Raw genomic sequence first — 16,636 nt, 5'->3', positions numbered from 1 at the left:
GGCTCGATTTATTGATCAAGTAAGTATTGAATCAACATAGCAACAGGACGCCCTGTTGCACCTTTTTGTGCGCCCGATTTCCATGCAGTGCCCGCAATATCTAAATGCGCCCATTGATATTTTTCAGTAAAACGAGACAGGAAGCACGCAGCGGTAATTGTGCCACCATCACGCCCACCAGCGTTAACAATATCTGCGCATGTCGATTTGATCTGTTCTTGGAATTGATCGTCGATCGGCAGTGCCCATGCTTTGTCTTCCGCTTTTTGTGATGCGCTAACTAATTGTGCGACTAACTTATCGTTGTTACCCATGACTCCTGTATAGTGATGACCAAGCGCCACAATACAAGCGCCTGTTAAGGTAGCTATGTCGATAACGGTTTTGGGATTATAACGCTCAACATAGGTTAAAGCGTCACACAATACAAGCCGCCCTTCGGCATCGGTGTTAATCACTTCAACCGTAGTGCCTGACATGGTAGTTAATATATCACCAGGACGGTAGCTATTACCGTCAGGCATGTTTTCACAACCTGCCATAACACCTACAACATTGATCGGTAATTTAAGTTCAGCAACGGCTTGCATAACACCATAAACCGTTGCTGCACCACACATGTCGTATTTCATTTCATCCATGCCAGCAGCAAGTTTGATAGATATACCGCCTGAATCAAACGTTAGCCCTTTACCAACTAAGACATAAGGTTGGGCTTTTTTATCTTTGGCTCCTTGGTATTCAATAATGGTCATGATCGATTCGTTTTGCGATCCACGCCCAACGGCTAAATAGGCATTCATGTTTAATTTTGCCAGTTCGCTTTCGCCAAGGCAGGTGACTTTGAGCGATGTGTGTAGTTTTCCTAGCTGTTTGCCTTGTTCGGCTAAATATTTTGCATTACAAACGTTCGATGGCATGTTGGCAATAGTCTTGGTTGCGGTAATGGCATTAGCAATAATTTCACCTTGTAACAAGTTGCTAGTTAATTCATCAATATTGCTTTTATTGCCCGTTAATAATGTCACTTTTGCTAAGCTTGGTGCTGGGGTTTTGGTGGTTTTAAATTCGTCAAACCGATATGTTATGTCACTCACGATTTGTGGTAACTGTTTGGCAATTTGTAGACTATTGCTTTGATTAACAGCTAGCAAGTCCCAAGCAATACTTTTAACTTTTTTGGCAAGTAGTTCTTTGATAACGGCTTGAATCACTTTTTTGGCTTGCGCTACCCCAAAGTCGTTGGCTTTTCCACAGCCAACAAATAGGAGTTTTTGTTTTAGATCGCTATTAGTTTGATACAATAACGTCGTTTTACCCAATTCATGGCTAATATCGCCTGATTTGATAAGCTGACTAACTAAACCGTTGGTTAAGTTGTCGATATCTTTAACAATATCTGACTGGCTTTTTCCTGAATCAATTGAAATAACTAAACACTCTGTTTTTTGTTTGGTTATAATAGTGCTGTTTTTTATTTGAAATTCCATGATGTTTCCATTTATGCGTTGATGGGAATAATGAATATTCTATCGGTTCATTATGGGATAGCAACAAAAAGATAACTAAAACTTAGCAAATCAGATTATAATAATCAGATTTTGTACCAACATGTATAGGTAAAATGTGATAATTCGTCGATATTTAGTTAAAGAGACATTGAAAACCCAAGGAGCAATATTATTTATTTTGTTGCTGATTTTCTTTTCTCAAAAATTAATTAGAATTTTATCAAATGCAATTGATGGCTCTATCCCTCGTGATTTGATTATGCCATTGTTGGTGTTGGGCGTGTCGAACATGGCGGATCTGATTTTACCGTTAAGCCTATTTCTTGGCGTACTGGTGACTTTTGGGCGACTTTATGCTGACAGTGAAATGGTGGCAATGCATGCTTGTGGTGTTAAAAAGAGTTTAACTTATCAGGTGGTGCTGTTTCTTTGTATTTTAACTTGCCTATTAACGACGTTAAATTCATTGTGGTTTGGGCCTTGGTCTAGTATTAAGCAAGATCAATTGCTTGCCAATGCAAAAATCAATCCAAGTTTAGCGGGACTGTTAGCGGGGCAATTTCAACAAACGCCCGATGGCAATTCAATGATTTATATTGGTAATGTAAATGATAATAATTTAGAGAATGTTTTTATCGCGCAAATCAACCCAAAAACCAATCAGCGACCTTCGATTATTATTGCCAATAAAGGCAAAACCGGTCACGACAATGAGGGTAATCAAATCATTACTCTTGAAGATGCCAACCGCTATGAAGGCACTGCGCAACTTAAGGATTTTCGAATTTCTAACTTTCATAATTATTTAGGTATTATCAAACCTAAAGCACTAGATATGAATGAAGATACCGATAAAATCGATGTTCAGCAGTTAGGATTACAGGCACTTGCTGATATGGATACGCCTAAAGCCAATGCCGAATTTTATTGGCGATTAACGCTAATTATTTCCGTGCCGTTAATGGCATTTTTGGTTATTCCATTGAGTGTATCTAATCCTCGTCAAGGGCGTCTTGCTCAAGTTTTTCCTGCATTGTTGCTTTATTTGGTTTACTTTTTATCAGCCAGTTCGATTAAGGCCAATTCGGGTAAAGGTCGGTTAGATCCTGATTTTTGGTTTTACGCTTTGAATGTTGGGTATTTTTTATTAGCTTTAATACTAAATTATTGGGATAGCCTATTTATGCGCAAACTTCGCTTGAAATATGCGGCATCTTAAGGAGATATGCATGTTTTCGATTTTAGACCGTTATATAGGTAAAACTATTTTAAGCACCATAGGTATTAGTCTTTTTTTACTGATCAGTTTATCGGGAATTATCCGTTTTATTGATCAACTTCGAAAAATCAAAGTGGATTATGATGCGTTTTCTGTCGGTGTTTATACACTGTTGATGGTGCCAAAAGATTTAGAAGTGTTCTTCCCGATGGCAGCATTATTGGGGGCTTTGATTGGCTTGGGAATACTCGCGTCACACAGTGAGCTAACCGTGATGGAAACCTCAGGCTTTAGCCGTTTTAAAATTGCCTTTGCTGTAATGAAAACCGCAATACCTTTAGTCTTGATTACTATGGCAATTGGTGAATGGGTTGCCCCTGTAAGTGAACAAACTGCGCGCAACATGCGTTCTGAAAAACTGTACGGTAATTCGCTTATGGTTGAGCAAGGCAGTCTTTGGGCAAAAGATGGGAATGATTATATCTTTATTGGCCATGTAAATAACGATAATTCAATTTCAGATGTGTATATCTATTCGGTCGATCAAAATAAATTACAGTCCATTACTCACTCCGCTTATGGTGTTTATGAAAATAACGCTTGGACTTTGTCACAAATCGAAAAAAATGATTTAACAAACCCCAATAAAGTGGTAGGTATCAATATGGTCTCTATCCCTTGGCAAACCAATATTACTCCCGATAAACTCAGCATCGTCGCGTTTGATCCTGATTCGTTGTCAGCCTCAGGGCTTTATCAATATTCACAATATCTAAAAAGTTCAGGGCAAGATACCAAGTATTACGATTTACTGTTTTGGAAAAAGCTTATTAAGCCTGTTTCAGTGGCGGTAATGATGCTATTAGCCCTATCGTTTATTTTTGGTCCACTGCGCAGTGTGTCGATGGGGATTCGTGTAGTTATTGGCATTAGTTTTGGTTTCTTGTTTTATATTGCCGATAATTTGTTTGCCCAAATTAGTATTGTAATGGGCATTTACCCATTAATTGGATCGCTTATCACCAGTTTTGTGTTTTTATTAATTAGCTATATTCTATTTAAGCGAAAAAATTAATTTAAAAAAAGTTAATCTAGCTGTACTTTTATCAATCCTATCATCTTTTTTAAGATGATAGGATTTTTACTTGTGAATTAGATGGTTCGATTTTATTTATGATTTATCAAATAACTTTAAATACTGTCCATACCCAGCATCTTCAAGTTCATCTTTAGGAATAAACCGTAACGCGGCCGAATTGATGCAATAGCGTAATCCGCCAAGCTCTTTAGGACCATCATTAAACACATGACCAAGATGTGAATCAGCACTAGCCGATCGCACCTCAGTACGGCGCATACCAAAGCTAGTATCTTTTTTTTCAACGATGTTGCTCTTTTCTATCGGTTTTGAAAAACTTGGCCAACCACACCCTGAATCAAATTTATCTAACGAGGTAAATAATGGCTCGCCCGATACGATATCAACATAGAGCCCCTCTCGCTCATTAGCATAAAATTGGTTATCAAAGGGTGGTTCTGTACCATTTCGTTGCGTAATATGATATTGCATAGGTGTTAATACTGATAGTGCTTTTTCTTTCATTGTATTATCCATAAGTCACCTTTTGTTATTTCATGTTGTTTGTTTTATTTATGCTGATCAATCACATTTTAACATTGACTGTAATACTTTATCTTTAATCCAAAAATAATGAAATAAAGCACTAGCTATATGTACAATAAGTAAAGCTATCAATAAATAGGCACTGACTTGATGGGCTTGATGAAATAACTGATAAGCTTTATTTGGCATATCAATAGCAGGAATCAAGATAACACCAAAAAAATTCAGTGGACGGCTACTCATTAAATAACCAGAAAGTGGCACAATAATCAGTAAAAGGTAAATAAAGCCTTGCCCCGATTTTGACAAAATACGTTGTCGTTTTTGTGCTTTGGGTAACACATCTGGCACTCCGTCTTGTTTAATGACGATAAAGCGCCAAAGTGTTATGACAAAAATCAGCACGCCAAAGGATTTATGGAATAAATAAATGTTAAACATGCCACCTAAATAGGCTGATAAAGTTAACTTGAACAGAATCAATAGATATGTAAACACAATCAATATTAATGTTAACCAATGTATCCATTTTTGTTTACTACTGTATTGTGGGTAGTTCTGCATAATTGAGTCATCCTTCTATTTGTTTTTTGACCAATGTTCAGATAAAAAGTGGGCTCGTCCTGATAATTGGTAATATTGATGATAATGCTGTGGCTGTTTAAGGTAATAATTTTGGTGATAATCTTCAGCCAAATAAAAAGTAGAGGCCGGCTCAATAGCTACCTGAATTGGCTTATCAAAGTGGCCGCTATCTTGTAAAGCTTGTTTAGATGACAATGCCAATTTGTGTTGAAATTGGTTATGGTAAAAAATCGCAGGGCGATAAGATTTCCCCCTATCAGCAAATTGTCCTTCTGAATCAGTTGGATCAATTTGATGCCAAAAGATATCAAGGAGCTTTTTATAACTAATTATTTTAGGATCAAATGTGATTTGTATCGCTTCGGTATGCCCCGTATTACCTGCACAAACTTGCTGATAAGTCGGATTGGCAACATGCCCCCCCGTATATCCCGATGCTACATTAATCACCCCCTCATACTGATCAAACGGTTTTACCATACACCAAAAACAACCACCTGCAAATGTTGCTTGTTTATATTGCTGCATAATAACCTCCTGAGTTGATGATTTTATAATGTTTAAAAATCGCTCCGTATGTTGCTTAACACAGGCTTTATGGTACACATTAGAATGTTATGCTGTTAGCAGTATATTACTTGAAAATAAATAAAAAAACACCATGTTGTTTAACAATTATTTTCGTTATAGAGGAAATTGGTTATGGCAAGTGGATGGGCGTCTGACGATGCTGTTAATCAACAAATCGATAATACAATTGCCGATGCTATTACAAATGCAAGACGACAACTCCATCACGGCATAGCAAGCGCACATTTTTGTGTTGAATGTGGCGATCTTATTGCCGAAGCACGAAGACAAGCCTTACCGGGTGTACAATACTGTTTAAGTTGTCAGCAAGAAATCGATAAGCAAATGGCCAAAGCATTTAGCTTATATAATCGTCGCGGTAGTAAAGATAGCCAACTTCGGTAATAGCTGGTTGTATCTAAAAATTGGATGGTCACTAACCACCCAATTTAAGAGTATTACGTTTAAGGTAAAAAATAATAACTATTTTTTACCTTCGGCAACCGAATCATAAGGGTAAATAATTAATTTATTATCAAACCATTCAGCACAAAAAATATCTTCTATTTTTTCATAACCTTGTTTGCTGATCTCTCGTTTAACCCAATCTTCATCTTTCTCAAGTTGCTCAAGATTATCATGGCTAATGCCACCATTTTCGATAATAAGCAAGGCGATATCTTTGTCACCTTTTTTAATAACTGTTAAAGAACCATTTAGTTCATACCATACTTCTTTTAATTCACCAAATGAAGCAATACCTTGAACATTAACTAACGTTTCAAAATCCCTTACTGGTAAGTTTGCTTTAATAAAATTATCCGTTATTAAACGGCCTTTTTTAACCAATTGAATTGGTTTACCATCAATTGTGTCACGTAAACGAGAGTTTTTAGATTTGATAAATCGAATTAAAATAAGCAACCCCGCCCAAATTGCAACTAACCCAGATGCTTGCCAAGGTGATACCGTCGGGCTAAGTAATGCCCCCCCAACTAACGCACCAATGACCATGCTACCAACCTGATCAAGCTGTGACATTGGTGCAATTTGACTTTTTCCTGATAATTTCACATAAATAAGTAAAATAAATAAAGCTAATAAAAATTTTGGTGTCATTTCTAATAAATACATTTTTTCCTCCAAACCAAACATCATATGTTGAACGACAAGCGCAAATACAAATTTCAATAATACTTTTGATTTGCAACGGGTAACAATTTATCTAAAAATCGGTATAACTTTTGTTTTAATTAAGCTTTAACTAAATATTAATGAAATAGAGTTTTGTGTTTACTATTATTTTTAGTATTGCTCAAATATCAATGGTAAGACGAGTTAGAAAAGTTAATATCATTATTCTACTCCAAATTTTTGCCAAGAAAATGGTACTTAACAAATTAATTGTAAAATTCTTTGCTCCTAAAAGCAGAAAAAATTGGCCTATAAATAAAATAGATAATATTTTAAGAATATATTTTTGATAAAAAGTTTGTTAGCGAGTTTGGAATTTTTGGCTCTTGTGTGATGTAGAACAATAAAAAGAGCCAAAACTTATCGACTTGAAGCTTTCTTTGAGAAAGCTTCGCTCATTGATAAATAGTCCACAATTAGAATATAAGTTCTACATGGACTAAGAATTAAAAATTAACAATTAATAACTAAAAATTAAGGTGTAACACAAACCCCATAGTCCCTAAAATTCTTTCCGTAGCTGTGCACAGCACCACTATATGAGTATACATTGAACAGTTGGATATCTGTAGCATCACTCGTCAAATAACCAGCATTAACGTTAGCGAAATTGCTACCAGGATAACTGGCCATAGCGCCCCACTCAGTGAATAACCCCGCACCTATTTGACGCTGATAATGATTACCCTCTGAGGAAGGTGTAGCTCCAACAGATCCTTGGCACTGGCGGGTGACATTTGGACCAGAACAGACTGCATTAGTTAGGTCTTTTACCTGTGGAAGACGATAGCCCAAACCCTTGCACCAACTTGCTTGCCCTGAAGGAATGTCGGTTATAGAACCTCGATTCACAAACCACTTTTGTAACTTAAATCCATATTTTAATACAGCATTACCACTATTATCTCTTCCTACTAACTCAAACGTTTGCGGTAAATTTGGTACGGTAATACCGTCAGGGCTAACATCATTCCATCGATCTTTAGCTTCGGGACCGGTTAGAGTAATGCGCACACTAGTACTTGTTGCATTTGTTATAGTGGCCGTTATCTCTCCGGCCGTGACAGGTGACCATGTTAATTGACTTGCATCAGTGCCTGCTATATCTAAATCAAAATATAATCCATTAGCTCCCGTGGTCGGAAAATGATTATCGTATGATGCAGAACCGGTTGACTGTAGGATAAATCCTTTATCTGCACTCCATATAGTATCGGGCCCAGCAAAATCTACTCTCCAATTATTGTCAAATTTACTGCCATATCGTAGGCTTGGTCTTACAAAGCAGATGGTTGGCGATACCTTCGGATTGATGTAATAAACTTCCTTACCTCCTGTGAAAGTACTAGTGTCTGGTATACCGTAACGAGTGCTTAAACTTCCCCCTAAGCTACTTAATTCTACTTTATAAGGTGCATTACAAATACTTAACACATCGTTACGCTTTACTGTTTTGTTATCTTTATCTGTGATGGTCAGTGTTACATTTCCTGATGCAGTTATATCACCGACTTCCAATCCATCGCCATCATCATCTCCCCAATAATTATTACTCGTCACTAAATCATTTAAATTGATTGAGTTGGTTGAGGTGGGTATTATCATTCCAACATTAGCGAAAGTATCGTTTTCATCCGGTAGTTCTATCGGGTTTGAAGGTGATGACTCATTAGTTGTTGGCGTGATAGTGGCGCCATCGGATAATATGATACTGAATAGGCCATCAGTTGTAGTTACTTTAGTTTTACCCCCATCAAACGTTAAATACGGTTCAGTACCTTGAATAACATTCATGGTACTGGCTGATAATGCTTGTGACCCCAATGAATATGGTAATAGCAACAGCGGCATTAACCCTAACGGAAATTTTGATGATAATTTGAAAGGCAATCTTGAAGATATAAACGGAACTGGTGTAAAAATTTTTTTAATGTGATACTGCATTATATTTAACCTAATAATTAATTTATATTTATATTTATATTTACTAACTTATTTGATAAGTTGATTTTTAAAACCCGCGGAAGTGTAACTTTTTATAAACATTTTAGCTACTCTTTAGCTAAAAATATTTTGAATATAAGTAAAATTAATTTCAAGAAAACAGCGAGTTATTTATACTCGATGATTAAAATAATCGGCTAAAAACTCATAAAATGTTTCCCAAAAATGGCTTTGTGGGCGGATTGTATTACAAAAGCAGATAAATCACATAACATTTTGTTTTTTCGTGTTTTTAATAGTTAAATGTTGACTGATTATGCTATACATCCATTAAAGTTCGTATCACACTTTGAGCTTTCCTATTTGTTTGTGCGAGCAAGCCGGTTTTGTAAATTTTTGCTCAATACGATTGAGCAGTAATTTTTAATAACAATGACTGATAAAATAAAATAGCCATGATCAATAATAACGTTGGTAACTACGATTTTGAGCAACACAAATTATTAATAAAAATAGCTCAACTCTATTATGAAGAAAATAAAACTCAATCTGAAATAGCTAAAATCGTCAATATACATAGATCAAGCATTAGTCGAATGCTAAAAGTTATACGTGAATTAGGCATTGTTTCTATCTCAATTAATTATGATTTACTGCCCAATATTGCATTAGAAGAAAAGATTCTTAATAAATTTAATTTAAAACAAGTTATTGTTGTACCTGTTAATCAAAATATCGATAATGACAGCAAAAATCAAATTGTCTGCAATGTCGCTGCAAATGTATTAATTAAGAATATTCATGATGACGATATCATTGGTATTTCATGGGGGCGCACAATTAATTATATTGTTAGTAGTTTAAAAAATGATAATGCTCAGTTTAATAATACAATTATCGTACCGATGATTGGTGGGCCATCAGGAAAAATTGAAACAAAATATCATGTCAATAATATTGCATATAAACTTTCCAATAAATTAAACAGTCAAGCTATACTTATTGATTACCCCGCTATTGTTGATACCGAACAATTGAAATTAGAAATTGAAAAAACTCAACATATGAAAGAATTAAAGGATTGGTGGAGTAAGATTACCGTAGCGCTTTTTAGCATCGGTTGCCCTGCTATCTCCAAAAGTTCTATTTGGTACGGTTTTTATGGAGAATTATTTCAAGCAATTGCTAATAAAAAAATTGTAGGTGATATTCTATCTCGCTTTTTCGATAATAAAGGAACAGAATTAAAAACACCTTTTTGTAATCAAATTATTGGAGTAACTTTAGATAACCTAAAAAAAATTCCACTAAAAATATGTGCAAGTGGTGACTTCGAAAAAATAAATAGTTTAAAAGCCGCATTAAATGCAAATTATATCGACATATTAGTAATCAGTGATGAAATTGCCACTCAATTAATCGACTAAGTTTTAAACAAAATAAATACCTTACCTTTATTGAAAGCATATACAGAAATTCTTTGCGTTGTTTACAGTAATTTAAGAAAATACTGTAATGTGCGCAAATTATACTAGAATTTCTACAGATATCCTGAATTTTATTAAATTGAATCATTTTATAAAAAAGCAGCTATATTAAAGCTGCCTTAGAATAACAATTTAAACTAATGTATTGTTTTATTAGAAATTAACTTCGGTACCAACAAAATAACGTCTACCTTCCAAGGTTTTACCAAAATCATCGTTAGTTACATTTTTATCAAATAGATTATAAACACCAGCATAAATCTTAGCTTGTTTATGTACTTGATAAGACGCACCGATGTCCCAAAAAGTATAGCCCGGATATTCAACTTTTGTACCATTACGGTTATTAGACGATTCCATGCCATAATAGGCCATTTTTGTCCATAAATCCCATTGTTGGGTGACATACCAATCTAATTGAGTATTGAATTTTTGTTTAGGGGTTCGATTTAAAGATCGTCCTTTAAACTGGCCACTTTTTTGTTCTGTTTTTGTCCAAGAATAGTTAGATGTTAATAGGAAATCAGTAAATAAAGGCGTTTTAAATGAAAATTCAAGGCCTTTAAGATCGGCTTTACCAACATTTTCACGGCCCTGTATAAAGTCGAACTTCTTGCTATAACCATTTAATAAACACTTAGTTCCTTTTTTACGATTACAAATATAATAGGATTGAATTTTGTCTTTATATTTTGTGTAAAATGCAGTTACAGAGGCATCAATACCATAATCATTAGTATAACCTATACCAATTTCTAAATTATTTGTTTTTTCTGGTTTTAAATCTGGATTTCCAATGATTACACCATCAGAATATCCACCACCAGTGACTTGCCCCCAGTCAGTTACTACATAACGTAATTGTGGAGTCGCATAACCCGTTGAATAACCGCCTTTTAACGTAAAGTTATCATCAATATTCCACACACTGTAAATCCTTGGATTCCAGTTGCTACCATAATTTTCATCTTTGTTATAACGTAATCCTAATGTTAAACTCCAATTTTCTAAAATACGTAACTCATCTTCTCCAAATAACGCATAATTCCAACGATCAATTTTAGATAATGTCGTTTTTAGTTGATTTCCTTTGTCATGCAACTCTTGATAATTGTATTTTCCGCCTAAAGTCAACATGTTAATACTAAAAGGAATAGTAACACGTGTATCTATATCCGTATTTCTAATTTTCATGTTCCTTTTTGGATTATTATTTCCTTCGTAAGAGGCAAATGAAGTTGTAGAAACATCACCAAACAAACCATTATGTGTTAGTGCAAACGTATTTCGTCTATTATCTCTATTAAAATCACTTCTAGATTTATCTCTCGTTTTGCCTGCAGTTGCGTTACTATTTTGTAAAGCTCGTCCAAAATCGAGATCAAATTTTTGTGTATCTGTGGCATTTAAAGATAATTTACCATTTAAACTACGTAATTTTTGCCCTGCATGGCCACTAAGGAACTTATCTTCATGACGATTTGAATACTGCCCATAAAGTTGTATACCTAAAACATCATCAATAATCGGTCCCATGGTCGAAAAACTGCCAGTATATGTATCTTTTTCTTTTGAACGATAAGGAATAACCGATTCTAAACGTATACCACTTTGCCACTTATTTGACACTTTTTTGGTAATAATATTAACAACCCCTCCCATCGCATCAGAACCATATAATGACGACATAGGACCTCGTACCACTTCAATACGCTCAATAGCGGTTAATGGCGGCAACCAACCCTGCTCAAATCCTGAATTATCGCTATTTGGTCTTGTTTCACGGGTGCTAATTTTTTTACCATCAACTAATATTAAGGTATATTTAGCATCCATCCCACGAATACTAATATCAGTAGAATCGCCACCACCGGTGATATTTACACCAGGGATATCCTTTAACGCATCTGTGACATCACGATAAGGTTTTTTTTCAATTTCTTCCGGTGTAATTACCGAAATGGTAGCCGGCGCTTCTTTGACTTGTTGAGAAAACCCCGATGCAGTAACAACCATAGTGTCAGTATCTGAATTGCTAGCTGCTATAGCAGCACTTGATAATGACAACAAAATGCCCGTATTGATGACATGCTTTGTCAATTTAAACTTCTTTTTTGTTTTCATTTATTATAACCCCATTATTTATAATGATATTTATCGTTTTAAATGCTATAGCACATTACACTATATGAGAATGATTATCAATATCTTTAAAAATTATTTAGTGCTGGACTTTTTTATTTTTTCAAATAATAATGATTATCATTTGTAAATAACATGAGAGAATCAATATGAACAATAAGAAAAAGTTACTTTTGAGTAGTATTGCCGTCATTGTGCTAGGCTTAACCGGATGCCAATCATCAACCATGAATATAACTGCAGATGATCAAACCGTAGTTGTTCCTAAAGCACCTAAAAAAGTAGTGGTAATGAATTATGGTGCATTAGATACGTTAGATGCATTAGGTAAGGGTTCGATCGTTACAGCTATTCCACGATCTGTAACACCATCTTACTTACAACAATTTAATAAGGCCTCAATTGTCGATACTGGCAATATGAAAGAGCCTGATACTAATGCAATTAAACAAACTAAACCCGATCTGATTATTATTGATGGTCGCCAAGCAAGTAAAACCGAAGATTTATCAAAAATTGCTCCTGTTATTAATTTAAGTGTTGATGCTAAAAATTACGTTGCATCAACCAAAAATCATATTCAAGCACTAGCAAAAATTACAGGAACAGAAAGCAAAGCAGATAATATCATCCAAGCATTAGATAAAAAAATTCAAAGTGCACAAACCTTGGCTCAAGCCAGTGCTAAAAAGGCTATTGTTGCTATTCATAATGATGGAAAGATGATCCTTATCAATTCAAGCTCAAGTGCTGCATTGATTCACGATGTACTAGACGTTAAACGAGCGGTACCAGTCACCGTTATGCCTGCAAATAACTTAATAGGTAAACCAAAACCAATTTTTGTTGATGATAATTACATTAAATCGGTAAAACCTGATATTATTTTTGTTGTTGATCGTAGCAAAGCAATCGGCAATCAAGGTATGGCTGAGCACTTTTTTTCACAAAAAGTATTAAACAAAAGCAAAACACAGGTTGTTTATTTAACCCCTGATCTTTGGTATCTATCAGGTGGTGGTGCTGAAAGCATAAATCGTCAAATAGACGAAGTCACTAATGCATTAAAATAGGATCAGCTTAGTTAATAAGTTTATCTTCCTATTCTTTTTGAAAGGCCTTTATTGCAAATAAAGGCTTTATTTTATGTTGTTCGACAGTATTCAACCAATAACTCTTTTTATCGAAATTAATTAATTATTTTTCAAGTCATCCCTAACATCTAATAGCTAAGTTAAAACATTATTAATATAAATTTCAAATTAGAAAATCAGTGTATCAACTATAATGAAATGTGATAAAATGGCGACTTCATTTTGATTTGTAAATAACAATTAATAAATGTAGTTTATTAAATTCTCAAACAATACCTCATTAAATATAAAACACTATTATAAATACTATGAATATGTCACCCCCTACAATTGGATTTGTGAGCCTTGGCTGTCCTAAAAACTTAGTTGATTCTGAACGAATTTTAACCGAACTGCGCACACAGGGATATCAAGTGGTATCTAGCTATGACAATGCCGATTTGGTTATTGTTAATACTTGTGGATTTATTGACAGTGCCGTGCAAGAATCGCTCGAAGCGATTGGTGAAGCATTGAATGAAAACGGTAAAGTCATTGTCACTGGTTGTCTTGGCGCCAAAGAAGATCAAATTAGAACTGTTCACCCAAAAGTTCTTGAAATATCAGGCCCACATAGCTATGAAGCAGTTTTAAGCCATGTGAATAAATATGCCCCTAAACCCGAGTATAATCCTTTTACTAGTTTAGTTCCAAGTCAAGGGGTTAAATTAACACCAAAACATTATGCTTATCTTAAAATTTCGGAAGGCTGTAATCATCGCTGTACCTTTTGTATTATCCCTTCTTTGCGTGGTGATATGGTTAGCCGACCAATCGGCAATGTTTTAGATGAAGCAAAACGACTAGCCGACAGTGGCGTTAAAGAATTATTGGTTATTGCTCAAGATACTTCGGCTTATGGTGTCGATATCAAAAACCGTACTAATTTTTGGAATGGGACACCATTAAAAACCGATATCCAAACCCTTTGCGAACAATTAGCTAACTTAGGTATTTGGGTCAGATTGCATTATATGTACCCTTACCCTAGTGTTGATAATCTTATTCCATTAATGGCGGATGGTAAAATTTTGCCTTATTTAGATGTGCCATTACAACACGCAAGTCCAACAATTTTAAAATCAATGAAACGACCTGGAACCATTGAAAGAACCTTAGAACGTATCCATAAATGGCGAGAAATCTGTCCTGATATCACGTTACGTTCAACTTTTATTGTTGGTTACCCTGGTGAAACAGAACAAGATTTTGAATTACTGCTCGACTTTTTATCGCAGGCGCAATTAGATCGCGTTGGCTGCTTCCCATACAGTCCTATAGAAGGCGCTGATGCCAATAAACTTGCTGATCAAATTCCAGAAGTAATCAAACAAGAACGTTTTGATCGTTTTATGCAATTACAGCAAAAAATCTCAACGCAAAAATTACAAGCTAAAATAGGCAAAACTTTAGCTGTTATTATTGACGAAGTTGATGAAGAAGGCGCAATTGGTCGTAGTATGGCTGATGCGCCTGAAATTGATGGCGTTGTTTATCTAAACGAAGAAAACCAAGTCAATGTTGGTGATATTGTTCAGGTTAACATTGAGCATTCCGATGAGTACGATCTATGGGGAACGGTTAAACGTTAATTAACACCATGAAACAACATTATAAACACGAAGTAAAAAATCTGGTTAAATTGGCAGTTCCGGTGCTAATTGCGCAAGTATCGCAAACCGCAATCACTTTTGTCGATACCATTATGGCAGGAAATTATAGTAAAACCGCCCTGTCTGGAGTGGCTATTGCAGTTTCAATTTGGTTACCAACAATTTTATTTGGTCAAGGTTTACTCACTGTTTTAACGCCAATTATTTCAAACCTAAATGGTGCAGCTAAACGAAACCAAGTTGCTGATCATACCCGCCAAGGCGTGGTGATTGCACTATTCTTATCTGTCATTATGATGTTAATTTTGTATCATTCTGACAAAATAATCGGTTTAAGAAGCTCAGCAGATCACCCAATTGATCCTGAAATGTTTGAGGTGGCTGTGTCATTTTTACGGGCGATTATGTGGGGAGTACCTGCATTTTTATTATTTTTAGTTTATCGTAACCAATGCGAGGGATTATCTAATACTAAACCTGCGATGGTCATTATATTTACAGCCCTGCTTGCCAATATTCCGATCAACTACATATTAATTTATGGAAAATTAGGCCTTCCTGCTTTTGGTGGTGTGGGTTGCGGTATTACTGCATCAATTATATTTTGGTTGATGTTTATTTTAATTCGCATATACACATTAACGTCCCCAAGCCAACGCGATATTCGACAAACACCAATCACCAAGTTGATTGATTTTGTAATAATCAAAAAAGTCATCCTGCTTGGCACGCCACTTGCGCTAGCTTATTTTTTTGAAATGAGTTTATTTGCGGTGATCGCTTTATTAATTGCACCACTAGGACCAATAACCGTTGCTGCTCACCAAATTATTTTTACTATCAGCAGTTTAACATTTGCTATCCCATTATCGCTAGGAGTAGCAACCAGTATTCGTGTTGGCTATTTACTAGGCAAAAGAAAACCGGTTTTAGCCAAACAAACTGCTTACATTAGTTTAGCCATATCCTTAGCTATCGCCATTATAGTTGCACTAATTTTAGTTATTTTTAGTTCACCAATCATCACCATATTTACACAAGAAAATGCTGTAATTGCGATTTGTATGCAACTTATTATTTTACTCGCTATTTATCAAGCGTCTGACTATTTACAAGTAGTAGCTAGTAATGTGCTTCGAGGTTATAAAGACACTAAAAGCATCTTTTTTATTACTTTACTTTCTTATTGGGTAGTCGGATTGCCTGTTGGCTATGTTCTAGGATTAACCGACCTGATCATTCAACCAATTGGCGCAGCCGGTTTTTGGATCGGAATTATTTCAGGGCTTGCCGTGGCAGCGTTTCTATTAATAGCTAGGATGATTTATATACAAAAACAACCCGTTGAAGTTATTTTAGTACACGCATCAAGATAAAGTTATTTATTAAAGACATTCAATAAAATAAAAAAGATTAACCTCATTTTATTAATAACAACTTATTGATTATTCAATAAATAAACATAAATAGGTTAATCTTTCAATAATTATGGACAAGCAGCCATCCCATCGAAGTTCTAACATTAGTCCATGGTGGTAAACCCTAGACATAGGAAACTTCATCACTTTTTCCTCGTCGATACTAATACTCACAATTAAAATATTGGATATTTTT

14 protein-coding genes are annotated in these 16,636 nt (G+C 35.1%); 7 read left to right on the top strand and 7 right to left on the bottom strand.

Going from position 1 to position 16,636, the window contains the following annotated elements; genetic code table 11:
• Nucleotides 1-8: 8 nt before the first annotated feature.
• Entirely contained in the window at nucleotides 9-1,490 is a 1,482-nt protein-coding gene (locus GA0061080_RS00475; RefSeq protein ID WP_091119182.1) for a leucyl aminopeptidase, read from the bottom strand.
• A gap of 136 nt (nucleotides 1,491-1,626) precedes the next feature.
• On the opposite strand from GA0061080_RS00475, the gene lptF reads away from it, so the two are divergent.
• A complete protein-coding gene (gene lptF / locus GA0061080_RS00470; RefSeq protein ID WP_091119178.1) occupies nucleotides 1,627-2,730 on the top strand; it encodes an LPS export ABC transporter permease LptF in 1,104 nt (367 codons plus the stop codon).
• A 10-nt stretch (nucleotides 2,731-2,740) separates the two neighbouring features.
• Entirely contained in the window at nucleotides 2,741-3,805 is a 1,065-nt protein-coding gene (gene lptG / locus GA0061080_RS00465; protein WP_091119174.1) for an LPS export ABC transporter permease LptG, read from the top strand.
• A gap of 96 nt (nucleotides 3,806-3,901) precedes the next feature.
• Here the strand turns inward: lptG and msrB are convergent, their stop codons facing one another.
• Genes msrB through msrA form a run of 3 tightly spaced genes read right to left on the bottom strand, consistent with a single transcriptional unit; the run spans nucleotide 3,902 to nucleotide 5,467 of the window.
• Nucleotides 3,902-4,333 (bottom strand): peptide-methionine (R)-S-oxide reductase MsrB, encoded by a 432-nt coding sequence (gene msrB, locus GA0061080_RS00460; protein WP_091119249.1) that lies wholly within the window; start codon nucleotides 4,331-4,333, stop codon nucleotides 3,902-3,904.
• A gap of 57 nt (nucleotides 4,334-4,390) precedes the next feature.
• On the bottom strand, nucleotides 4,391-4,918 hold the full coding sequence (locus tag GA0061080_RS00455; protein ID WP_091119171.1) for a cytochrome b: 528 nt from the start codon (nucleotides 4,916-4,918) through the stop codon (nucleotides 4,391-4,393).
• 15 nt (nucleotides 4,919-4,933) lie between these two features.
• Nucleotides 4,934-5,467 carry a peptide-methionine (S)-S-oxide reductase MsrA gene (gene msrA, locus GA0061080_RS00450; RefSeq protein ID WP_091119167.1) on the bottom strand — a complete coding sequence of 178 codons (534 nt, stop codon included), beginning with the start codon at nucleotides 5,465-5,467 and terminating at the stop codon, nucleotides 4,934-4,936.
• 174 nt (nucleotides 5,468-5,641) lie between these two features.
• On the opposite strand from msrA, the gene GA0061080_RS00445 reads away from it, so the two are divergent.
• The gene (locus GA0061080_RS00445; RefSeq protein WP_091119164.1) at nucleotides 5,642-5,914 is read left to right on the top strand and encodes a DksA/TraR family C4-type zinc finger protein; all 273 of its coding nucleotides are present in this window, start codon (nucleotides 5,642-5,644) and stop codon (nucleotides 5,912-5,914) included.
• Between the two features lie 78 nt (nucleotides 5,915-5,992).
• Here GA0061080_RS00445 and GA0061080_RS00440 read toward each other — a convergent pair whose 3' ends face one another.
• Both GA0061080_RS00440 and GA0061080_RS00430 read right to left on the bottom strand, forming a co-directional pair.
• Nucleotides 5,993-6,643 carry a DUF421 domain-containing protein gene (locus GA0061080_RS00440; protein WP_167349148.1) on the bottom strand — a complete coding sequence of 217 codons (651 nt, stop codon included), beginning with the start codon at nucleotides 6,641-6,643 and terminating at the stop codon, nucleotides 5,993-5,995.
• Nucleotides 6,644-7,177: 534 nt separating this feature from the next.
• Nucleotides 7,178-8,647, bottom strand: a complete 1,470-nt coding sequence (locus tag GA0061080_RS00430) for a hypothetical protein (protein WP_141683064.1) — start codon at nucleotides 8,645-8,647, stop codon at nucleotides 7,178-7,180.
• A gap of 455 nt (nucleotides 8,648-9,102) precedes the next feature.
• Between GA0061080_RS00430 and GA0061080_RS00425 the strand changes: the two genes are divergently transcribed.
• Nucleotides 9,103-10,074, top strand: coding sequence for a sugar-binding transcriptional regulator (locus GA0061080_RS00425; RefSeq protein WP_091119148.1), 972 nt, complete (start codon nucleotides 9,103-9,105; stop codon nucleotides 10,072-10,074).
• Nucleotides 10,075-10,287: 213 nt separating this feature from the next.
• On the opposite strand, the gene GA0061080_RS00420 is transcribed toward GA0061080_RS00425, so the two are convergent.
• The gene (locus tag GA0061080_RS00420) at nucleotides 10,288-12,258 is read right to left on the bottom strand and encodes a TonB-dependent receptor domain-containing protein (protein WP_091119144.1); all 1,971 of its coding nucleotides are present in this window, start codon (nucleotides 12,256-12,258) and stop codon (nucleotides 10,288-10,290) included.
• A gap of 167 nt (nucleotides 12,259-12,425) precedes the next feature.
• Here GA0061080_RS00420 and GA0061080_RS00415 point away from each other — a divergent pair, with 167 nt between their 5' ends.
• The 3 genes from GA0061080_RS00415 (at nucleotide 12,426) to GA0061080_RS00405 (ending at nucleotide 16,398) form a co-directional block, all read left to right on the top strand.
• Nucleotides 12,426-13,349, top strand: coding sequence for a siderophore ABC transporter substrate-binding protein (locus tag GA0061080_RS00415; RefSeq protein ID WP_091119141.1), 924 nt, complete (start codon nucleotides 12,426-12,428; stop codon nucleotides 13,347-13,349).
• Nucleotides 13,350-13,684: 335 nt separating this feature from the next.
• Complete coding sequence (gene rimO / locus GA0061080_RS00410; RefSeq protein WP_091119137.1) at nucleotides 13,685-15,001, top strand: 30S ribosomal protein S12 methylthiotransferase RimO; 1,317 nt, start codon at nucleotides 13,685-13,687, stop codon at nucleotides 14,999-15,001.
• Nucleotides 15,002-15,009: 8 nt separating this feature from the next.
• Nucleotides 15,010-16,398 (top strand): MATE family efflux transporter, encoded by a 1,389-nt coding sequence (locus GA0061080_RS00405; protein ID WP_091119133.1) that lies wholly within the window; start codon nucleotides 15,010-15,012, stop codon nucleotides 16,396-16,398.
• The last annotated feature ends 238 nt before the right edge of the window (nucleotides 16,399-16,636 follow it).

The sequence above is a fragment of the Gilliamella intestini genome (assembly GCF_900094935.1).
In the GTDB taxonomy this organism is placed as follows: Bacteria; Pseudomonadota; Gammaproteobacteria; order Enterobacterales; family Orbaceae; genus Gilliamella; species Gilliamella intestini.
Note: the sequence above shows the minus strand (reverse complement) of the source record. Positions and strands in the feature narration are given on the sequence as shown.